At 68.6% G+C, this 19,932-nt stretch carries 20 protein-coding genes and 1 pseudogene; 17 read left to right on the forward strand and 4 right to left on the reverse strand.

The window, feature by feature from the left end; genetic code table 11:
* Positions 1-22: 22 nt before the first annotated feature.
* The gene (locus BJF85_RS22700; protein ID WP_075850038.1) at positions 23-2,323 is read right to left on the reverse strand and encodes a glycoside hydrolase family 3 N-terminal domain-containing protein; all 2,301 of its coding nucleotides are present in this window, start codon (positions 2,321-2,323) and stop codon (positions 23-25) included.
* Between the two features lie 255 nt (positions 2,324-2,578).
* Between BJF85_RS22700 and BJF85_RS30675 the strand changes: the two genes are divergently transcribed.
* The 3 genes from BJF85_RS30675 to BJF85_RS29215 are packed head-to-tail and all read left to right on the forward strand — an operon-like array spanning position 2,579 to position 3,875.
* Positions 2,579-2,743 (forward strand): hypothetical protein, encoded by a 165-nt coding sequence (locus BJF85_RS30675; protein ID WP_255375887.1) that lies wholly within the window; start codon positions 2,579-2,581, stop codon positions 2,741-2,743.
* Positions 2,744-2,754: 11 nt separating this feature from the next.
* Positions 2,755-2,997, forward strand: coding sequence for a hypothetical protein (locus tag BJF85_RS30680; protein WP_255375881.1), 243 nt, complete (start codon positions 2,755-2,757; stop codon positions 2,995-2,997).
* 5 nt (positions 2,998-3,002) lie between these two features.
* The gene (locus BJF85_RS29215; RefSeq protein WP_255375882.1) at positions 3,003-3,875 is read left to right on the forward strand and encodes an ROK family protein; all 873 of its coding nucleotides are present in this window, start codon (positions 3,003-3,005) and stop codon (positions 3,873-3,875) included.
* A 54-nt stretch (positions 3,876-3,929) separates the two neighbouring features.
* Here the strand turns inward: BJF85_RS29215 and BJF85_RS22710 are convergent, their stop codons facing one another.
* Positions 3,930-4,907, reverse strand: coding sequence for a helix-turn-helix domain-containing protein (locus BJF85_RS22710; RefSeq protein ID WP_075850039.1), 978 nt, complete (start codon positions 4,905-4,907; stop codon positions 3,930-3,932).
* Between the two features lie 220 nt (positions 4,908-5,127).
* On the opposite strand from BJF85_RS22710, the gene BJF85_RS22715 reads away from it, so the two are divergent.
* From BJF85_RS22715 to BJF85_RS22735, 6 genes and pseudogenes are all read left to right on the forward strand, one after another.
* Positions 5,128-6,663 (forward strand): class I adenylate-forming enzyme family protein, encoded by a 1,536-nt coding sequence (locus BJF85_RS22715; RefSeq protein ID WP_075850040.1) that lies wholly within the window; start codon positions 5,128-5,130, stop codon positions 6,661-6,663.
* On the forward strand, positions 6,660-7,868 hold the full coding sequence (locus BJF85_RS22720; protein ID WP_255375860.1) for a lipid-transfer protein: 1,209 nt from the start codon (positions 6,660-6,662) through the stop codon (positions 7,866-7,868). The genes BJF85_RS22715 and BJF85_RS22720 overlap by 4 nt, the downstream gene beginning before the upstream one ends.
* Positions 7,865-8,628: pseudogene (locus tag BJF85_RS22725) on the forward strand (crotonase/enoyl-CoA hydratase family protein). Before BJF85_RS22720 ends, BJF85_RS22725 begins: the two are co-directional and overlap by 4 nt.
* A 3-nt stretch (positions 8,629-8,631) precedes the next feature.
* The gene (locus tag BJF85_RS22730; RefSeq protein WP_255375861.1) at positions 8,632-9,183 is read left to right on the forward strand and encodes an SDR family NAD(P)-dependent oxidoreductase; all 552 of its coding nucleotides are present in this window, start codon (positions 8,632-8,634) and stop codon (positions 9,181-9,183) included.
* The gene (locus tag BJF85_RS30685; protein ID WP_255375883.1) at positions 9,180-9,443 is read left to right on the forward strand and encodes an SDR family NAD(P)-dependent oxidoreductase; all 264 of its coding nucleotides are present in this window, start codon (positions 9,180-9,182) and stop codon (positions 9,441-9,443) included. The genes BJF85_RS22730 and BJF85_RS30685 overlap by 4 nt, the downstream gene beginning before the upstream one ends.
* A complete protein-coding gene (locus BJF85_RS22735; RefSeq protein ID WP_255375862.1) occupies positions 9,440-10,264 on the forward strand; it encodes an SDR family NAD(P)-dependent oxidoreductase in 825 nt (274 codons plus the stop codon). The genes BJF85_RS30685 and BJF85_RS22735 overlap by 4 nt, the downstream gene beginning before the upstream one ends.
* Here the strand turns inward: BJF85_RS22735 and BJF85_RS22740 are convergent.
* The gene (locus BJF85_RS22740) at positions 10,210-11,493 is read right to left on the reverse strand and encodes a CdaR family transcriptional regulator (RefSeq protein WP_075850041.1); all 1,284 of its coding nucleotides are present in this window, start codon (positions 11,491-11,493) and stop codon (positions 10,210-10,212) included. The two genes, BJF85_RS22735 and BJF85_RS22740, sit on opposite strands and share 55 nt — an antisense overlap.
* Before the next feature lie 216 nt (positions 11,494-11,709).
* Here BJF85_RS22740 and BJF85_RS22745 point away from each other — a divergent pair, with 216 nt between their 5' ends.
* Genes BJF85_RS22745 through BJF85_RS22780 form a run of 8 tightly spaced genes read left to right on the forward strand, consistent with a single transcriptional unit; the run spans position 11,710 to position 19,205 of the window.
* The gene (locus tag BJF85_RS22745; RefSeq protein WP_075850042.1) at positions 11,710-13,050 is read left to right on the forward strand and encodes a hydantoinase/oxoprolinase family protein; all 1,341 of its coding nucleotides are present in this window, start codon (positions 11,710-11,712) and stop codon (positions 13,048-13,050) included.
* On the forward strand, positions 12,977-13,549 hold the full coding sequence (locus BJF85_RS22750) for a hydantoinase/oxoprolinase family protein (RefSeq protein WP_158057095.1): 573 nt from the start codon (positions 12,977-12,979) through the stop codon (positions 13,547-13,549). Before BJF85_RS22745 ends, BJF85_RS22750 begins: the two co-directional genes overlap by 74 nt.
* A complete protein-coding gene (locus BJF85_RS22755; RefSeq protein ID WP_075850044.1) occupies positions 13,549-14,004 on the forward strand; it encodes an acetone carboxylase subunit gamma in 456 nt (151 codons plus the stop codon). The genes BJF85_RS22750 and BJF85_RS22755 overlap by 1 nt, the downstream gene beginning before the upstream one ends.
* On the forward strand, positions 13,904-16,036 hold the full coding sequence (locus BJF85_RS22760; RefSeq protein WP_075850045.1) for a hydantoinase/oxoprolinase family protein: 2,133 nt from the start codon (positions 13,904-13,906) through the stop codon (positions 16,034-16,036). The genes BJF85_RS22755 and BJF85_RS22760 overlap by 101 nt, the downstream gene beginning before the upstream one ends.
* On the forward strand, positions 16,033-17,733 hold the full coding sequence (locus tag BJF85_RS22765) for a hydantoinase B/oxoprolinase family protein (RefSeq protein ID WP_075850046.1): 1,701 nt from the start codon (positions 16,033-16,035) through the stop codon (positions 17,731-17,733). The genes BJF85_RS22760 and BJF85_RS22765 overlap by 4 nt, the downstream gene beginning before the upstream one ends.
* Positions 17,697-18,152, forward strand: a complete 456-nt coding sequence (locus BJF85_RS22770; RefSeq protein WP_139320800.1) for a hypothetical protein — start codon at positions 17,697-17,699, stop codon at positions 18,150-18,152. Before BJF85_RS22765 ends, BJF85_RS22770 begins: the two co-directional genes overlap by 37 nt.
* A 2-nt stretch (positions 18,153-18,154) precedes the next feature.
* Complete coding sequence (locus BJF85_RS22775) at positions 18,155-18,937, forward strand: hypothetical protein (protein WP_139320801.1); 783 nt, start codon at positions 18,155-18,157, stop codon at positions 18,935-18,937.
* A gap of 40 nt (positions 18,938-18,977) precedes the next feature.
* Complete coding sequence (locus BJF85_RS22780; protein ID WP_075850049.1) at positions 18,978-19,205, forward strand: DUF2283 domain-containing protein; 228 nt, start codon at positions 18,978-18,980, stop codon at positions 19,203-19,205.
* 12 nt (positions 19,206-19,217) lie between these two features.
* Here BJF85_RS22780 and BJF85_RS22785 read toward each other — a convergent pair whose 3' ends face one another.
* A complete protein-coding gene (locus BJF85_RS22785; RefSeq protein ID WP_369822273.1) occupies positions 19,218-19,883 on the reverse strand; it encodes a YdcF family protein in 666 nt (221 codons plus the stop codon).
* Positions 19,884-19,932 lie beyond the last annotated feature (49 nt).

The following is a 19,932-nucleotide window of genomic DNA, read 5'->3' on the forward strand; positions in this document are numbered from 1 at the left end:
CCTCTCCCTCGGATATCGGCGGTTACGCCACTCGGACCGGGGTGGTGAGCCGGCGGTCGGACCCGACGTAGCGGGTCTCGCCGGTGAGGTGCACGGTGCGCTGCAGGCGCACGTCGGCGCTGGACCCGCCGACCATCAGGTGGATCTCGCCGGGTTCGACGATGCGCTCGCCCGACCGGCCCGTGTACGCGGTGCGGTCGGCGTGCAGCTGGAACGTGACGCGCCGGGACTGGCCGGGTTCGAGCGGCACCGAGGCGAACCCGACCAGCTGCGTCACGGGCCTGGCCACCTGCGCCACGGGATCGTCGAGGTACAGCTGGACGGTCTCGGTGCCGGCGCGGTCGCCGTTGTTGCGCACCACGCAGGAGATCTCGAGTTCCCCGTCGGTGGGCACGGACTCGGCGTCGACGGTGAGCTCGTCGTAGCCGAACTCGGTGTACGACAGTCCGTGCCCGAACGCGAACAACGGCGTGGTGTCGAGGTTGCTGATGCCGTCGCTGGACCCGCCGAGCGGCGGATGCAGGTAGGTGTTCGGCTGCGCGCCGGGCCCGGCGGGAACCTGCACGGGCAGTTTCCCGGACGGGGTCACGCGGCCGGACAGGACGCCGGCGAGCGCGGAGCCGCCCTCCTCGCCGGGCATGAACGCCTGCACCACCGCTGCCGCACCGTCCGCCGGGCCACCGAGCGCGTACGGCCGGCCCGACACGACGACCAGCACGACGGGCGTGCCCGCGGACCGCACCGCCGCGACCAGGTCCGCCTGCACGCCGGGCAATGCCAGGTCCGGGGCGTCGCAACCCTCGCCGGAGGTCCCGCCGCCGAACATGCCCGCGCGGTCGCCGACCACGACGACCGCCAGGTCGGACTCGGCCGCAGCCTCGGTCGCCGCGGCGAACCCGGACCGGTCGTCGCCGGTGATCGGGCAGCCCCGCTCGTGTCTGATCGACGTGCCGGGCAGTTCGGCGCGCAGCGCGTCGGCGAGAGAGGGCACCTCGATGCCGAGTCCGAGCTCGGGGTGCCGCGGCAGGACGTGATTGGGGTACGAGTAGCAGCCGAGGAACGCCCGCGGGTCGTCGGCGCACGGTCCGATGAGCGCGATCGAGCCGTTGTCGGCGGCCAGCGGCAACGCGTCCCCGTCGTTGGCCAGCAGGACGACCGACCGTTCCGCGAGCCGACGGGCCAGGGTCCGGTTGGAGTCCGGGTCCAGGTCGACCGCCGTCTCGGTGTCGGGTTCGGGGCGCCAGCCGTCGTCGAGCAGGCCGAGTTCGATCTTCTGCCGCAACACGCGCCGCACCGCGCGGTCGACGAGCTCCTCGGCGATGCCGCCCTCGCGCACCAGTCGGTCCAGGGTGTCGCCGTAGCAACGGGTGTCGGGCAGTTCGACGTCGATGCCCGCGGTCAGCGCGAACGCCCCGGCGCGGGAGGGGTCCTCGGCGACGCGGTGCATCGTCTCGAGGAAGCTGATCGACCAGTAGTCCGACACGACGACGCCGTCGAATCCCCAGTGCTCGCGCAGGATTCTGGTCAGCAGCGTCTCGTCGGCGCCGACCGGGACACCGTCGACGTCGGTGTAGGAGTTCATGACCGACCCGGCGCCGCCCTCGCGCACCGCCATCTCGAACGGCGGCAGGATCACGTCGGCCAGTTCGCGCGGGCCGGCCGACACGGGGGCGTGGTTGCGGGCTCCGCGCGAGGCGGAGTACCCGGCGAAGTGCTTCAACGTGGCCACCACGCCTGCCGACTGCAGGCCGCGGACGTAGGCGGTGCCGACCATGCCGACCAGGTACGGGTCCTCGCCGAGGGTCTCCTCGACGCGGCCCCACCGGTGGTCGCGCACGACGTCGAGCACCGGCGACAGCCCCTGGTGGACGCCGACGGCGGCCATGTCGCGGCCGATGGCGGCGGCCATCTGCTCGACGAGGTCCGGGTCGAACGTGGCGCCCCAGGCCAGCGGTGTCGGGTAGACACTGGCGCCGAGGGTGGTGAATCCGGTGAGGCATTCCTCGTGCGCGATGGCCGGGATGCCGAGTCGGGTGTTGTCGATCAGGTGCCGTTGGCGTTCGGCGAGGACGCGGCGGCCCTCGTCCGGGGAGATCGGTGCGGTGCCGAAGACCCGGGTCAGGTGTCCGATGCCGTGCTGGAGCGCGGTCTGCTCGTCGGTGCCGCCCGCGAAGACGTCCTGCATGGGTGCCACGTCGCCGTCGTTGTCCGCGCTGATCCACGCGCTGCCCAGCTGCGCGATCTTCTCCCGGAGCGTCATCGCGGCCATGAGTTCCTTGACCCGCTCGTCGGTACTGCGGGTCGGGTCATGCCAGGGATGCATGCGACTCCTTTGTCGAGATGCTCGGTGGTGGCCCCGGTCGATGGGTTCGGCGCCACCATCGTCATTAGTTCAGGCGATGTACTAATTAGGGTGAGAGGAGGGTCACAGACACCGGTGGGGCTGTCAATACGCTGGGCACGTGATTCGTGTCGGCCGTACCTGGTCGCCAGCTGTGCCGGCGAGTCCGGCCGCGCGGCGGCGGGCAGTGATCGGCTGAGTTAGTTTGAGAGACGGCTTTATTCGAGAGGGGTATGGGTGGGCGCGAACGAGACCACGGGCGACAGCGGTGTCGCCGGTGTCGGTCGGATCGGGGGTGGGGACCAGGCCGGGGTGCGGCGGGGCAACCTGGCGCGCGTGCTCGGCGAGATCCGGCAACCGGGGACCCATTCGCGCGCGCGGTCGCGGCACGGACGGGACTGACGAAGGCGACGGTGTCGAGCCTGGTCGCCGAGCTGATCGAACGGCGGCTCGTCCGGGAGGGCGGCACGCAGCAGGCGGGCAGTGTCGGCAGGCCAGGGCGGTTGCTCGAGCTGGACGGCGGCGCGGTGGCGGCGCTGGGGTTGGAGGTCAACGCGCACTACCTCGCTGTTCGCGGGGTCGATCTGGCCGGCCGGGTGCTGGTCGACCGGCGGGTGGGGTTCGACGCGGTGGCAGCGGGCGCGAGGAGTCGGTAGCGAAGCTGGCGCGGCTCGCGGAGGAGGCGATCGCGCAGGCGAGCGAGGCGGGGGCCCGGTTGGCGGGTGTCGGCGTGGCGGTGCCCGGTCTCGTCGACGTGCCCAGCGGGACGGTGCGGTACGCGCCGAACCTGCCGTGGCAGGACGTGCCGATCGCGGACTGGCTGCGCCGCCGTCTCGACCTCGGCACGGACGTTCCGGTCGCGGTCGACAACGAGGCCAACCTGGCGGCGCTGGCCGAGTTCGGCAGCGAGAACGATGCGGCGTCGAATCTGTCCAATCTGGTCTACCTGACGGGCGAGACCGGTGTCGGCGCGGGCCTGGTCGCCGACGGCCGGCTGTTGCGCGGCGCCGACGGGTTCAGCGGCGAGATCGGGCACATCCCGGTCGACCCGTCCGGATCGCGGTGCGGTTGCGGGCAGATCGGGTGTCTGGAGACGCGGATCGGCCTGATGGCGGCGGTCCGCACGGCTGCGCCGGACCTGGCGGGGGAGGCGCTCGACCCGGAGGACCTGGCGCAGGCGTTGCGGGAGCGGGCCGAATCCGGCGACCCGCAGGCATTGTCGGGTTTGGACGAGATCGGCCGCTGGCTCGGCGTCGGCGTGTCGATCGTGGTCAACATGTTGAACCCGGAGAAGGTCGTGCTCGGCGGCTACTTCGCCACGGTCGCGCCGTACGTCGTGCCGACCGCGATGCGCGAACTCCGCAACCGCGCCGTGGCGGGGGAGGCGGCGATCTGCCGCATCGCGGCCTCGGCGTTCGGCTTCACCGCCGCCGCCCGCGGCGCCACCAGCGTCATCGCCGAAGAAGTCTTCCGCGACCCGAGCCGCGTCCCCGTCGACCCGGACGGACCCGCCCGCTCGGAGGACACCGCCTGATCACAACTGCCGAGCTCGGGACGCAACCGTCCGGAAAGGACTGACACCGACGGGCTACGTCTGGGTGCGCGGCACATTCGATGCGCCGGCTGCACGTAGATCCCGAGGAGTCATTCCGAAGTGCTCCTTGAACGCCGTGCTGAACCTGGCCGGAGTGGAGAAGCCGCAGTGGTACGCGAGCTCGGTGACGGACATGCCGCGGTACGCCGGACTGGACAGCCGCTCGTGGGCGATCGACAACCGCTCCTGTTTGATCAGCTCGCGGCAGGTCGTCCCGGAACGCTGTAGGGCCGACTGGATCTGCCGCACCGACCACCCCAGTGCGCCGGCGATCAGTTCACTGTTGAGATTCGGATCCTGCGCGTTGTCGCGTACATGGCGACGGATGGCTGCCTCGAGCTCGCCGAGGTGGTCACCGGATCCGATCGTGTCGGTCTCGACGAGAACACACACCAGCTCGACCAATCGGTCGATCACGGCGTCGAACTCGTGCGCGGACAGCTGATCGGCCACGCGTAGCGTGCTGTCGAGGGTGTCCTGGACGATGCCGCCCAACCCACCCATCAGGTCGAGCGGGATGACGGGGTCGTCGACCGTGCTCAGCCGTTGCCGAATCGTGCGGCGCTCGACCGTGACCGCTCGAAGTTCCGCGTAAGGCGTGTGCGTGACGTCGAACGGCCGGGTCGTCGCAACGAGCGCGCCGTGGCCCGGGTGCACCGCCAACCGTCCGGTGTCGACGCTGATGTCGGCCGTGCCGGAGTCGGCCACGAGGAGGATGTAGGAGTCGATAGCGTCCTGTCGCATGTGCGTGGAGGTTCTGCGGTAACGCACCCGCGGCGAGCGCCAGGCGAGCACCTGATTGCGGTCGGTTTTCGTCCGCCGCAGGGTGCTCGCCCCGGTGTCGTCGTCCGGGAATTCGCAGGTCATCCTGCACTGATAGGTCGTGGCGATCTGGCGCCAGCGCTCGCGCGAGTCGCTGGGCGCCAGTCCGTCCGTCGATGAGACGTCGGCGCGCAGTGATGTCTCGGGCACAGCTGCCTCCGGTCGTTCGGCCACACCTCTCCGAGGCCCACAGCGTAACTCACGCCACAATTACTACCCGGTGTAGTAATTCGGGTCCGTTGTGCCGCCTCACCACCACGTGGTGTCAGTTCGGTCCATTGTTGCTGGTCATCGAGGCCCATAGCGTGACCGCACAGCCTGCGCACACAGCGCGACAGGGCAATCGGACATCTCACGGGAAGGGCTGGCGATGGACCTTTCGCGTCTCATCCGCACGACAGCCAAGCATCACGCAGAGCGACCGGCCATCATCTGCGACGGCACGAGCCAGAATTACTCGCAGGTCTACCGGCGGTCGTGCCGGCTGGCCAACGCGCTGGCCGGGCTCGGTATCGACCAAGGCGAACGAGTCGCCACGCTGACCGACAACAGTCCCGAGGCACTCGAGCTGATCCTCGGCAGTGCGCTCGGCGGTTACGTGCGCTCGTCCCTGTACACGCACAACAGCGTCGAATCGAATCTGTACCTGCTGAACCTGGTCGGTGCGAGCGTGCTGATCGTCCAGCGGCAGCACTACGACGCCGTCGCTGCGCACCTCGAACGTGCCCACACGGTGCGACACGTCCTCGTACTCGACGGTGCCGCGCCTGCCGGCGCACTCGACTACGAGGAGCTGCTGGCGGCCGCGTCGGACGAGGACCGTGGGATCGAGATGGCGCCCGAGGTGCCGCAGGTCATCCGGTTCTCCGCGGGCACGACCGGCAAGCCGAAGGGCATCATGCACTCGGTCCAGGCGTGGACCGGCGTCGGCACAGAGATGGCGACGATACTGCCCGAGCTGACCCCCGAGGACACCTATCTGGCCGGCGGGCCGCTTTCCCACGCCACGATCATGGCCGTGCCAGCGGTGATCGCGGCGGGTGGATCCATCGTGGTCCTCCGCGCGTTCGAGCCAGGGGCGTTCCTCGAGGCGATCGAACGCCATCGGTGCACACTCACCTTCGGCGTGCCGACCATGGTGCAGCTCGCCGCTCGCCACCCCGCTGCGCGGACGACCGACCTGAGCAGTCTCCGGGCCGTGGTCTACGGGGGCTCCCCGATGACCGAATCGGCGTTGCAGGAGGCGCGGTCGGTCTTCGGTGACATCCTTCGGCAGCTGTACGGCCAGAGCGAGGGTGCGCCGGTGACCTTCCTGGGCCCGAAGGACCACACCGCCCACGGTGGCAAGTACCTGCGCTCGGCAGGTAGGCCGACCGTCAACACGCGCCTGACGATCGTCGACGAGAACGGCGACCCATTGCCGCAGGGTGAGATCGGCGAGATCGCGTTCGACAACCCGAGCGCGTTCACCGAGATCTGGCGCGATCCCGACGCGACCCGTGCGCGCAAGCTCGCCGACGGCTCGGTCCTGACCCGGGACATGGGCTACGTGGACGAGGACGGATATCTGTTCATCACCGACCGCAAGGAGGACATGATCATCTCCGGCGGTTTCAACGTCTGGCCCGCAGAGGTGGAGAACGCGCTCACCTCGCACCCCGCGGTCCGAGAAGCGGCCGTCGTAGGGGTTCCGCACGACAAGTGGGGTGAGACCCCGATGGCGCTGGTCGTGCTCGCGCCGGACGCCACCGCGAGCGAATCGGACTTGGTTGCCTGGACGCGGGAGAAACTCGGGCCGGTCAAACGGGTCACCCGGGTCCGGTTCGGCACCGAACTTCCCAAGAGCGGCGTCGGCAAGGTGCTCCGCCGAGCGGTGCGGGACCAGTACGAGGAGGAAGCCCGGTGACCAACGGACATCGCACCACCAAGCGGGTATTCGTCGTCGGGGTCGGGATGACGAAGTTCGGCAAGCCCGGCCGGCCCGACCCGAACTACCCCGAACTCGCGCGGGAGGCCGCCACCGCGGCATTGACCGATGCGGGCATCGCCTACGGCCAGGTCGAGCAGTCGTGCGTGGGTTACGTGCACGCCGATTCGACCGCAGGTCAGCGCGCCGTCTACGAGTTGGGGATGACCGGCATCCCGGTGCTCAACCTGAACAACAACTGTGCGAGCGGTTCGTCCGCCCTCTTCTACGCACGCCAGCTCGTGGCCGGGAACCTCGCGGACTGCGTGCTCGCGCTGGGCTTCGAGAAGATGCAACGCGGCTCGCTCGGCACCCCGGCACATCCGCAGGCGACGAACCCGGTCGAGAAGTTCATCGAGGCCTCCGCCCGGTTGCGGGAGCCGACCGGCGCCCCCGTCGTGTTGGAGATGTTCCGTGCCGCGGCCCTGGACCACATGGAGCAGTTCGGAACTACCGCCGAGCAACTGGCCAAGGTTGCGGAGAAGAACCACCGCCATTCCGCCGGAAACCCGAACGCGCAGTTCCAGGACGTGTATTCGCTCGAGGAGATCCTGTCGTCCACGTCGGTCTGCGATCCGTTGACGAAGCTGCAGTGCTCGCCGACATCGGACGGCGCGGCTGCCGCCGTCGTGGTCTCCGAGGAGTTCGTCGATCGGCACGGCCTGGCCGATCAGGCTTGCGAGATCGTGGGTCAGGCACTGACCACCGACACCGACGGGGCTTACGACAACGCGTTCGACGTGGTCGGTCAGGGAGTCAGCCGACGGGCCGCCGACCAGGCGTACGAGCAGGCACAACTGGGGCCGGACGAGGTCGACGTGATCGAGCTGCACGATTGTTTCTCGATCAACGAGTTGCTCACCTATGAGGCATTGGGGCTGTGCGCCGCCGGGGAGGGCGGGGCTCTCGTCGACGCGGGTGCGACGACGTACGGCGGAACCTGGGTCGTCAATCCGTCCGGCGGCCTCATCTCCAAGGGGCACCCGCTCGGTGCGACAGGGTTGGCCCAGTGCGCCGAGCTGAACTGGCAACTGCGTGGGGATGCCGGTGGTCGGCAGGTCGACGGCGCCCGCGTCGCGCTGGCGCACAACCTCGGACTCGGCAGTGCCGGAGTCGTCACCCTCTACCGGAAGGCGGCCGCATGAACGAGCCGGTGTTGTTCGAGCGGCGTGGGCAGATCGGCGTCATCACGATCAACCGCCCGGAACGCAGGAACGCGTTCGACCTGGCGACCGCGCAGGCGATGGAGGCGGTGATCGACGAGCTGGATGCCGACGACGAGCTCCGGGTCGCGGTGCTTACCGGCGCGGGTGGGGTGTTCTGCGCGGGTCAGGACCTTGTCGCCGCCGCCAGGGGCGAGCTCGGTCGGACCGACCGTCGCGGCGGTGGCGGGATCATGGCGAAACCGCCGGACACCCCGCTCATCGCGGCGGTCGAGGGACACGCCGTGGGCGGTGGGCTCGAGCTGTGCCTCGCCTGCGATCTCGTCGTCGCCTCACATGAGGCCACCATGGGACTTCCCGAGGCCAAGCGCGGATTGCCGGCCATGGGCGGCGGTCTGTTCCGGCTTCCCAAACGGATCCCGTACGCATGGCCATGGAGGCGGCCGTGACGGGCGCGACCTGGTCGGCCGAACGGTACTGGGAACTCGGACTCGTCAACCGGCTCACCGAGCCGGGCGATGCGCTAGCCGCCGCGTTGGCACTCGCCGAGCAGGTCGCCGCGGCCGGCCCTGTGGCGGTGCGCGCGAGCAAGGCGATAGTCCGCGAAAGTCTGGAGTGGACGGACGCGGCAAGCTGGCAGAACCAGCAGCCGTACGTCGACTCCGTACTGAACTCCGCCGACTACCACGAAGGACTCGCCGCATTCGCCGAGAAGCGGCAGCCCGTATGGAAGGGACGCTGACACGTGAGCCGAACTCTGAGCGAAACACGACGGATCCTCGACGTCGAGGGTCGTGTCGCGGTGGTGACCGGCGCCGGGCAGGGAGTTGGCCGGCGGATCGCGCTCGATCTCGCGGCACACGGTGCCGGCGCGGTCGTGGTGAACGATCTCGATGCCGACCGCGCCGAACAGGTTGCCGACGAGGTGCGGGCGACCGGTACGAAAGCCATGCCCGCCGCATGCGACGTGGTCGACTTCGACGCCGTGGGCGAGATGTTCGCGGCCGCAGATGCCTCCTTCGGGCCGGTCGGCGTGCTGGTCAACAATGCGGGCAACCAGGGCGGTGACAAGCCCCCGCCGGCAATGGCGTTCTGGGAACAGGGTCCCGAGCAGTGGGCAGCGTCGGTGGGCGTCAACCTGCACGGCGTCCTCAACTGTTCGCGGCACGCGCTCGCGCACATGGTGGCGGGTCCAGGTGGGGGACGCATCGTCACTGTGATCTCGGATGCGGGCCGGGTGGGTGAGACCGGCGGACTCGAGCCTACTCGGCGGCGAAGGCCGGTGCGGCGGGCCTGACCAGGGCGCTCGCGCGCGCGGGCGGCAGGTACGAGATCACGGCCAATTGCGTGGCACTCGGTGCGACCCGTACTCCCGCGACCGACGAGTTCCTCGGCGATCCCGAGCGGAACAAGCGCATTCTGTCGCAGTACATCGTACGACGGTTCGGCGAGCCGGAGGACGGATCGGGAATGGTGGTGTTCCTCGCCTCCGCAGCCGGCGCCTGGGTCACCGGCCAGACCGTGCCCGTCAACGGCGGATACTCGGTGACGTTGTGACGGCGGGGGTGTCGGACTGTGCCGGCGGGCCCGCCGCGTTCACCAGGGAGTTGTTCGGCATCGCGGGCAAGACCGCGTTGGTCACCGGCGGAACGAGCGGAATCGGGGAGATGATCGCCGAAGGGCTCGTGCACGCAGGTGCGCGTGTCGTGGTCTCGTCCCGCAAACCGCAGGCCTGCGCGGATACGGCCGCCCGGCTCTCCGAGCTCGGCGACTGCGTCGGCGTTCCGGCCGACGTGTCGACATCGGACGGTGCGGGCACGGTGGCTCGAGCGGTACAGGACGTGTTCGGTGGCAGGCTCGACGTTCTGGTCAACAACGCGGGGGCGACCTGGGGTGCACCGCTGGCCGAGTATCCCGACTCCGCGTGGGACAAGCTCGTGAACCTCAACCTGACGGGCGTCTTCCGGCTGACGGTGGCCCTGCTCGAGAACCTGCGCACGGCATCCAGCGCCGAGGACCCGGCGAGGGTGATCAACATCGGGTCGATCGCGGGACTGCGGGTGACCTCGTTGGAGAACTACGCCTACAGCTCGACGAAGGCTGCCGTGCACATGCTCACGAAGCACCTGGCCGCGCATCTCGCGGGTGAGAACATCACCGTCAACGCCATCGCGCCCGGGTACTTCGAGAGCCGGATGTCGGCCTTCCTGCTCTCCGACCCGGTCGCGCGGGAGCAGCTCGAACACGACATACCGCAGGGCAGAACGGGGACCCTGCCGGACATTGCGGGCCTCGTCCAGTTCCTGTCCTCCCGGGGTGGTGCTTACCTGACCGGCGCTGTCGTCCCGTTGGACGGGGGCACCGTCGACTGCACGTGAAGACGGGCGAGCGGCGCCAGCTCCACGGCGACACGCAGGGCCAGGCTCGCCGGATCGACCCGTCTGCCCAACATCGCCTCGATCCGTTCCACCCGCTTCACCACCGTGTTCGGGTGTACGTGCAGCCTGCGCGAGGTCCTGGTGGGACTGGCCAGCTCGTCGAGGTACACGCGCAGGGTCTCGAGCAGCCGCACGGCGGATTCGTCGGTCCCGGCGAGTCTGCCGAGCTGCCGGTGCACGAACGAACTGGCGGACGGAAGGTCGCGGGAGGCGAGCGAGGCGATAGCGACGTCGTCGAACACCACCGCGTGGTCGCCACCGGTTCCCCCGGTTGCCTCCCCGACCCGGCGTGCCTCGAGCGCGTCGCCGTGCGTGGTCCTGAATCCGTCGGCGCCCTGCTGCGGTGATCCCCATGCACAGTGGATGCCGCCGGGCAGCTGATAGCCACGTACCACCTCGAGCCACCTGTTGTCGTGGCACGTCATCCAGCCGAACTGCGTCCGCTCCCCGGCGGAGACACTGAGGTGCTGATGAGGTCGGATGTGCTCGCTCAAGGTCGCCAGGACGCTGTCCAAGCGGTCCAGATCGGACAGCTCGTCGACCCATGCCACGTAGGCGACGTGGGTGGCGTTGAAGTCATACCCGAGGGCCTGTTCGGCGTCCGAGGGGCTCACCGATCCGTTCAGCAGTCCTGTCACGACCGCCGAGCGCTGCGATGTTGCGCGCCGTTCGAGCAGCGCCCGCTCAGCGGCGTACGCCGAGGCGGTTTCCTCGCTCGCGAGCTGGAAATAGGAGAAGAGCTGGGACGAAGCCAGTTCCAGAACCTCGGCACGCTGTTCCCGTGCGATGCGGAACGGCCCATCCCGCAATGCGGCGACTATTCGTCGCCACAGGCCGGCGTGAATAGTCTCGAAGGCGCGCAGCAACGCGGGCAGTGACGGCAGGTCCTGGCGGGCGAGGGACCGGGTGTGCCTGCTGATGAACGCCGGCAGGCTCATCTCGCCGCCCTGCGGTGAACGGCGGATGCTGTCGGCCAGTGCGATCAGGTGCACCCGTACCGAATGCTTGATCTCGCCACGCGGGTCATGCCGTGCAACCGCGAGTTCCGACAGCTCCGCGAGCTCACCGTCCACGAGGGAATCGAGTACCGAGTCGAGCTCGGCGTCGAGCCAGCACGCCACCCAGTCCGAGGGCGCCGACTGTGCCTCGTCCTGGCGATCGATCGTCATTGACCTGACCATGTCGGTACTTTAGTCACCCTTCGGGTGAGCGACATTCCGTCGCGCGCATGCCTTTTCTCCTCACGCGCACAGGTCCTGGTTGTCCGTGGCCACCACCGGAAGGTGTCTGCACGCGCCATTGAGCGGTTCGTCGCCGCCGACGATGGTTGTGCCGTGCCGCGCGATGCGGGCCGATCTCTCGTGAAATGTCCGGAAAGGAGTGACATGACGGTCATCACGATCGATATCGACACGGGGGGTACGTTCACCGATGGCTTCGTCGTGCGGGACGGAATCGCACACACCATCAAGACGTTGACGACCCCGCACGACCTTGCGGTGTGCTTCCGCGAAACCATCGAGAACGCGGCGGGTTCGCTCGGCCTCACCGTACCGGACATGCTGCGAGAAACGGCCTCGGTGCGCTACGCGACCACGGTGGGTACGAACACCGTCGTTCAGCGCCGCGGACCACGGATCGGGCTGATCACCGACCCCGGCCTGCCACCGGCGGACCAGGATGCCGGCGTCCAGTTGTTCGTCGAACCCACGATGGTGGCCGAGCTGCCCCCGGGCGACGAGGACGCCGGTCGGCGCGCGTTGCCCGCGCTGCGGACCCTGCTGCAGGAAGGTGCCCGCGGTCTGGTCGTCGCATGTTCCGAGGGCGTCTCGGCCGACGAGTACGCGCTCGCGACCGGTTTCGCCGAGCACTACCCCAAGCATTGCCTCGACTCCGTTCCGCTGTTGCGCGGCGGTGAGGTCAGCGCCGACCCGGATCCGGTGCGCCGCCGGTCGACAGCGTTGTTCAACGCGTACGTGCATCCCGACGTCGCCGACTTCCTCTACCGGGCCGAGGACTACCTGCGCGAACACGGATACCAGCGGCCGCTCCGCATCGTGCACAACGACGGTGGCGCAGCTCGGGTGGCCAGGACCATCGCCGGCAAGACGTACAACTCCGGTCCGATGGCCGGCCTGCTCGGGGCCCGCACCGTGGCCCGGTCCTACGGCTTCGACGACCTGGTGACGCTCGACATGGGTGGTACCAGCCTGGACGTCGGAATCCTGCGTGCGGGTGAGGTGCCGATGCGCGAGCACGGCCGCGTCGAGGACGTCGAGATCTCCTTCCCGCTGCCGGACCTGGTTCCCCTCGGTCTCGGCGGCGGATCGATCGCCTGGCTCGACGAATCCCGGCTCAGGGTCGGTCCGCACAGCGCGGGCGCTCTTCCGGGACCGGCGTGTTTCGGCTTCGGCGGCACCGAACCCACGGTCACCGATGCGGACGTGGTCACCGGCGTCCTGCGGCCGCAGTCGTTCCTGAGCGGGCGTATGGACATCGATCGTGACGCCGCCGAGCGGGCGTTCGAGCCCCTCGCCGAGAAGCTGAACCTGAGCGTTCCCGAAACGGCCGGCCGCGTGCTCACGACGGCACACCAGGATTCGGCGGCGGCTCGCGGGGGAGTTGACCGGGCGAGGGATCGACCCGGCATCCGTGACGGCTCTCGGATTCGGCGGAAACGGGGCCACGCACGGCGCTGCCATCGCGGAGGCGGCCGGCATCCGTGAACTGGTCGTGTTGCCGTTCGCGCCGGTGTTCTCCGCCTACGGCGCGTCGACGGTCGACATCCGGCACCGCCACGAGTCACCGGCGGGAGAGGTGAGCGAGAAGGTGCTGACCGGCCGCGTCCTGCGAGACATGCGCAGTGAGGGCATCCAGGGCCACGACGTCGAGGTGGCGGTGTCGCGGTTCGAGCGCGACGGTACCGAGTGGATAGCCGTCGAAGGCACCTACGAACTGCCGCACGTCGGTCTCGAACAGCCGGGGGTCACCGACGCCGAGACCTCGGCGGTACCCGGTCCACGGCAGGAGCCGGTCCATTGGCCCGGCCACGGTGTGCTGGACACGACGGTGCTCGACAGTGCGGCGTTGCCGGCCGAAGAGCAGCTGGCAGGCCCTGTCCTCGTCGACGCATCGGCGACCACCTGTTGCGTACCGCCCGGCTGGGCGGTCACGCGCGACGACAACGGCGCGTTGCGCCTGACGTCCCTGGCAAGGAGCAACTGATGAGCGGCCAACGACTCCGTATCACGGAGTACCTGCAGATCGAACCCGAGACCGTGACGTGGCACTGCGCGAGCTGCGGATACGCCATCGGGCCGGCACGCGAGAACTACAAACGCGGGCTCCTGCTGTACGAACGCGACCCACGGGAGATCCATCCGCCACAGTTCGAGGGAACGCAGGACTTCGCTCCGGACCCGACGTGGTGCCGAATCGTGGAGTACTACTGCCCGGGTTGCGCGACGCAGGTCGAGACCGAGTACCTGCCACCGGGACATCCGCTGGTTCATGACATCGAGATCGATGTGGACGCCTTGCTTGCCAGGCGTCGGAGATCCGGGAAAGGCAGGCGCGCTGATGGAGATCAACGTCGACATCGGAGGAACGTTCACCGACTGCCTCGCGACCGCCCACGACGGCACGGTCCGGACAGCGAAGGCGTTGACCACGCACCATGACCTCTCGATCGGTTTCCTGCGAGCCGTGGGCGACATCGCGGCCGAGGTGGGGACCGACGTGGACGGCCTGCTCACCGACACCCACGCGATCCGGTATGCGACCACGCTCGGCACGAATGCGCTTATCGAACGCAACGGCCCTCGACTCGGCCTGCTGACGACCCGCGGACACGAGGACACCGTCCCCATCGGACGGTGCAGGCAGTGGGCAGACGGGTTGCCGGCCACCGCGACGCGGGATCTCTCCCGAGCGAAACGCCCCGAACCGCTGGTCGAGCCCGAACAGATCGCTGCGCTGACCGAGCGGGTCGACTCGCGGGGTGAGGTGCTCATGCCGCTCGACCCGGAGGAGATCCGCGACCGTGTCGGCGATCTGGTCGACCAGGGCGTGCGCGGATTCGTCGTCTGCCTGCTGAACGCTCACATCAACCCCGAGCACGAGAAGCTCGTCCGGGAGATCATCGAGGAGGAGTACCCCAACGTCTATCTCGGCAGGTTCCCGACGATCCTGTCGCACGAGGTCTCCCAGCGAGCCGGCGAGTACGCGCGGTCGATGACGGCCACCATCAACGCGTACTTGCATCGCTTCACCTCGGACCGACTCTCGTCGCTCCGCGACGAGCTCCGCGGCCGAGGTTACCGAGGAGAGCTGCTGCTCGTGCACAACAGCGGTGGAATGGGCAGTCTCGCGGGCACGACGCCGATCCAGACCGTCCACGCCGGACCGGTGTCGGGACTGTACGGGTCGCGGCACCTGGCGCATAGCAAGGGATTCGGCAAGGTCGTCACCACCGACATGGGCGGGACGTCGTTCGATGTCGGCATCGTGGTCGACGGTTCGGTCCGCTTCTACGACTTCCACCCGGTCATCGACCGGTGGCATGTCCAGATCCCCATGATGGACATCGCCGCGATCGGCGCGGGCGGCGGCTCGATCGCCAGGGTGGACCCGATCACGGGCATCGCCGTCGGCCCCGAGTCCGCCGGGTCGGACCCCGGCCCGGCCTGCTACGGGCAGGGAGGGACCGAACCGACCGTCACCGACGCGAACCTGGTACTCGGGTACCTGGACCCGGACAACTACCACGGCGGCAAGCTTCCGCTCGACCGCAGACGCGCCGAGCGGGCGATCGAACGTCGAATCGCGAAGCCGCTCGGTGTGTCGGTGCTCGAGGCGGCTCGGCAGATCCGCAAGGTCGTCGACGAGGCGATGGGCGCCGAGATCTTCAAGGGCGTCACGGTCAAGGGCTACGACCCACGCGAGTTCGCGGTGTTCTCCTTCGGTGGTGGAGGGCCCATGCACGCGTGCGGCTACGCACGGGCTCTCGACGCACGAGAGGTCGTGGTACCGCCGCACAGTTCGGTCTTCTCGGCCTCGGGAGCGGCCGGCCTCGAACGGCTGCACATTTACGAACGATCGGCGTGGATGGTGCTGTTCAACCCTGTGGTGAAGCAGTTGTACGGCGATTTCGACGCGTTCAACTCCATTGTCGACGAGTTCTCCGCACGGGCCGAATCGGATTTTGCGGGACAAGGGTACGGCCGCGACGACATCGAGACCGTGGTCGAGCTCGACATGCGTTCCACCGGACAGCTCTACGTGATCACGATCGCCAGTCCCGTGCGCAGGTTGGAGACGCAGGACGACCTCGCCGCGATCATCAAGACCTACTTCGAGGAGTACGGCGACCGGTTCGGTGACCTGGCACTGACCAAGGAGGTCGGTATCTCGATCGACGCCATCCGACTCCGGGCCTGGATCCCACGGCCGGCGCCGCGGCAGGCCGAACTGGCCACCACGGGAGAGCCCGTCAGCAGAGCCCGAAAGGCAACGCGCGAGTGTTGGTGGGCCGGCCGGCAGACGTCCGTGGACACGGAGATCTACGACTACGCGGCGCTCGGTCCTGGCCACCGCCTCGCCGGTCCCGCGATCGTCGAAGCCCCGAACACCAACATCGTGGTCGAACCGGGGTGGACGGGCGAGATGGACGAGTACGGGTTCTTCACGATGCGGCAGGAGGACAAGGCATGACCACGTCCGAATCGACCGAGCAGTTCTTCACCGACCTGTTGAACAATCAGCCCGTGATGTACGGGCCGGACCCGGACATCAACGCCGAGTACCGGCTGCGCCCACGTACCGACCGTGAGGACGAGGCGCTCGCTGCGATCACCGATCCGGCCGATCTCGCCGTCGGACTCAGCCGGGTCGAGGCGGTGCTGCAGTCGTCGATCGAGATGATGCAGCAAATCAGTGCGTCCGCGGCCGCGAAATGGGGCGACCTGATCGTCGGCATCTACACCAAGGAAGGCGACTTCGCGGTAGCCACCTCCAGCGGGGTGAACATGTTCTCGGCGACGACCTCCTCGGTCCCGAAGTTCATCGCCCGCTACTGGGCCGACGAGCCCACGGTCGGCCTCGCCGAGGGCGACGTCTTCTACCACAACGACGCGAACTACGGCGGCACTCACAACCCCGACCACACGCTGATCATCCCGCTGTTCTGGAAAGGCGAGCACGTCGCCTGGATCGGCGCAATCATTCACGAGGGTGAGAACGGTGCCGCGATCGACCAGGGCGGCTTCTCGGTGCGGGCGACCACCAAGTACGGCGAGGGAATTCGCATTCCGCCGATGAAGATCGGCGAGAACTACATCGTCCGCCGTGACGTCGTGAACCTCTTCCAGAACCAGGTTCGCGATCCGATGCTCTGGCTCACCGACGTCCGGTCGAAACTCGCCTCGGCACGTGCGGTGGAACGCCGGTTGCACGACTTCATGGCGGAACGATCGCCGGAACTGCTCATCGCGACGATGCGATCGGTACTCGAGACGACCGAGACCGAGGTGCGCCGGCGCATCGCCGCCTGGCCGGACGGTGTCTATCGTGCCACGCATTTCGCCGACAACACGCTCATGGAAGAACGCCTGTTCAAGCTGTCGGTCGAGATGGACAAACGCGGCGACAAGCTCACCATCCGCACCAAGGGCAGTTCACCGTCGATCGATCGCGCCCTCAACGCCCAGGCGCATTTCACCCGCGCCATCGTCGGCAATCTGTTCATGAACTTCCTGTACGGCGATCTGCCTCGCACGGCCGGTTTTATCGCCGCACTCGACTACGATCTGGAACCGGGTTCGATCGTCACAGCGAACTCCGAGCAGCCGAGTTCGTTGTCTCTGCTGACGATGTTCTCGTTGAGCTCCGCGTTGCACCAGGCCGCGACGAAGGCGATGTTCGCGGTTCCCGACGTCGCCAAGCCGATGGCGCCGTGGTACCCGCAGGTGCCCACGCTGCAGTACGGCGGACTGACGCAGCACATGCAGATGTATGCCAACGTCTCGACCGAGATGAACGCGGCAGGTGGTGGCGCGTTGCACGACCGCGACGGTGAGCACGCGGCCGGCCCGATCTTCGCACCGGTGTCCGACTGGGGGGAGATGGAAGGGCGTGAGGCCGAGCTGCCCCTACTCGGTCTGTGGCGGCGCATTCCGGCAGACAACCATGGCTTCGGCAAGTTCCGCGGCGGTGCTTCCGTGGAGTGGGCCTACATGCTGTACGGAAGCCAGATGTTCGGGTTCGGCATCACGAGCATGGGCGGACGGTTCCCCGTGACGGGCGGCATGTTCGGCGGCTACGGTGGTTCGTGTACTCCGCTGATCAGGATCAGCCTTCCGGCGGCGTGGAGGCCGTGCGGCAGTGGCTGCTCGACGGCGGCAAGGGCATGACGTTCGAGGGTTCGTCCATGGTGCGCGAGCAGCCCATCGCCGGGGAGTACCTCGTGGATCACCCGATGCAGCCCGCCGACCCCCGCGTCGAGGGCGACATCTGGATTCAGCGGGTCGGAGGCGGTGGCGGCTACGGCGATCCGCTCGAGCGCGATCCCGAGGCGGCGATGCTGGACCTGCGCCGCGGCCTGATCAGCCCGGAGGTGGCCCACCAGGTTTACCGGCTCGTGTGGGACCCCGAGCGCATGGAGGTCGACATCGGGGCCACCGAGGCGGCGCGAAGGGAGGAGCGCAAGGCACGTCTCACGCGCGGGCGCCCGTACGACGAGTTCGTCACGTCCTGGCGAGCCGATTCCCCGCCGGAGCACCTCGGTTACCTCGGTTCGTGGGACTGGGAGGACGGCGACAGGGAGGGATGACGATGCTGTTCGCGCCGGTACTGCAGGACGTAGCCGCCCGGATGGCAGGTGTGGTGCCGACGTCTGGCGACCCCGTGCAGCAGGCGTATCGCCTGCGGGACGCGGTCGAGCTCGTACGTCCGGACTGGGTGGTCACCCACCACGATCCGGACGCCGAGGCTGCGGCAGCCCGGTCTGCCGGCAGCGAGGTGGAACTGGTCGACGTCACGTTGGCCGGTCGGCCGCCGGTGTCCGGGCTCGTCGAGGTCGTCAGGATCCTCACCAAACTGTTCCCGGACACGATCGTCGCCGCCTCGTTGACCGGTCCCGCCGCTCTCGCAGCGTCGTTGGCCACCGACGACGGGGATGCGGATCTACTCGACTGCGGGGACGTGCTCGCCGAACTGGTGTCCGCGTACGTGGGGGCCGGTGCGCGGCGGATCATCGTGTGGGAGACCGATGTGCCCGACGAGAATGCGACCGAGGTGGCCCGTTCACATGTGTCCATTGTGCGCAGGCTCGAGATGCTGGGTGTTCCGGGAGTCCTTTGTGGAGGGCCGGTCGTCGACTCCACCGGATACGCGGCGCATGCCCTCGGTGTCGATGGTCGGGGTGCACTACTGGCCCCAGGCAGCGCGTTCGCGCGCGGAGCCGTGGAGTGCGTCGGCGAGTTGTGGCAACGCTGGACCGCGACGGATGTCGAGCCCCCGCGCCTGGTGCTGACTGACGGTCCGGTGCCCGGCGACTGCGACCTGGGCCTGCTGAGCTCGGTGAGCGGTCGACGGACCCAGGGCATCCGACCGTGACACACAGCAGCTACGGCGCGATGGCTGCGACCATGGAAGCATGCGGATCGAGCTGGACCCGAAGGCCGACGCGGCCTACATCTCGCTGACCGGTGACGAACTCGAGCCAGGCCGCCAGACGCTCGACATCCCAACGCCGCCGGACGTGGCCGGTTCCGTCGTGATGGATTGGAAGGACGGCAAGCTCGTCGGACTCGAGGTCCTCGGCGCGTCCGAGCTGCTGCCCCCCGATTTCCTCGCCCGTGCCACGAACCCAGGGGAGCGATGAGTGCTGCGGAGGTCAGCGTTGGGAGTCGGGGCGGGGTGTGATGAGGCGGCTGGTGTAGCCGGCTTTGATGAGGCGTTGGCAGGCGGCGTGGACGTCGGCGGGGATCTGTTGGGGTGCGATCTCGCCGGAGCGGCCTTGGAGGTCGAGGCGTTGGGTGTCGCCGACGAGCATGCTGGCCACGCGGTCGGGTTCGCCGATGTGGGCGAGGTAGGTGTCCAGGTCGTCGGGGGAGCCGGTGCAGAGGATGTCGACGTCTGGCCATTCGTGGGCGGCGATGGCCTGGGCGCGGCGTTGTTGGTACGGCCGGCAGATGATCAGTGCCGTGCGGGGCGTGATGCCTTCCTCAGCAAGGAGTCTCCGCGTGTGGTCGATGTTCTGCACCGTGTTGGTGGCGCGCGTTTCGATGCGGGTCGCCTCGTTCGGGACGCCGTGTTCGAGGGCGATCTCGCGGAAGTGGACGGCTTCGCCGCGGGGGAAGCGGTCGACGGTGGTGGGGCGTTGGCGCCGGTGAACACGACGAGGGGGAACAGGTCGCGGTGGTACAGCTCGGCCGTATAGGTCGCCACGCCGCCGTCGTGACTGCCGAGCCCGATCGCGACGTCGACGGGACGTAGCTCGTCGTCGATGCGGTGGAAGTGCCACAGGGTCTCGACGTCTGCGCGCACGGCGGCCGGCCACACGTCGTTACCGGAGCTTGTCACGGCTACCCCTCGTTGCCCGGAGCCGG

The sequence above is a fragment of the Saccharomonospora sp. CUA-673 genome (assembly GCF_001942305.1).
Classification (GTDB): domain Bacteria; phylum Actinomycetota; class Actinomycetes; order Mycobacteriales; family Pseudonocardiaceae; genus Prauserella.

Coding starts and splice junctions, on each gene's coding strand:
- BJF85_RS22700 (WP_075850038.1), bottom strand. CDS start 2,323: ATGCATCCCTGGCATGACCCGACCCGCAGTACCGACGAGCGGGTCAAG.
- BJF85_RS22715 (WP_075850040.1), top strand. CDS start 5,128: ATGGACCTTTCGCGTCTCATCCGCACGACAGCCAAGCATCACGCAGAG.
- BJF85_RS22740 (WP_075850041.1), bottom strand. CDS start 11,493: ATGACGATCGATCGCCAGGACGAGGCACAGTCGGCGCCCTCGGACTGG.
- BJF85_RS22745 (WP_075850042.1), top strand. CDS start 11,710: ATGACGGTCATCACGATCGATATCGACACGGGGGGTACGTTCACCGAT.
- BJF85_RS22755 (WP_075850044.1), top strand. CDS start 13,549: ATGAGCGGCCAACGACTCCGTATCACGGAGTACCTGCAGATCGAACCC.
- BJF85_RS22760 (WP_075850045.1), top strand. CDS start 13,904: ATGGAGATCAACGTCGACATCGGAGGAACGTTCACCGACTGCCTCGCG.
- BJF85_RS22765 (WP_075850046.1), top strand. CDS start 16,033: ATGACCACGTCCGAATCGACCGAGCAGTTCTTCACCGACCTGTTGAAC.
- BJF85_RS22775 (WP_139320801.1), top strand. CDS start 18,155: ATGCTGTTCGCGCCGGTACTGCAGGACGTAGCCGCCCGGATGGCAGGT.
- BJF85_RS22780 (WP_075850049.1), top strand. CDS start 18,978: ATGCGGATCGAGCTGGACCCGAAGGCCGACGCGGCCTACATCTCGCTG.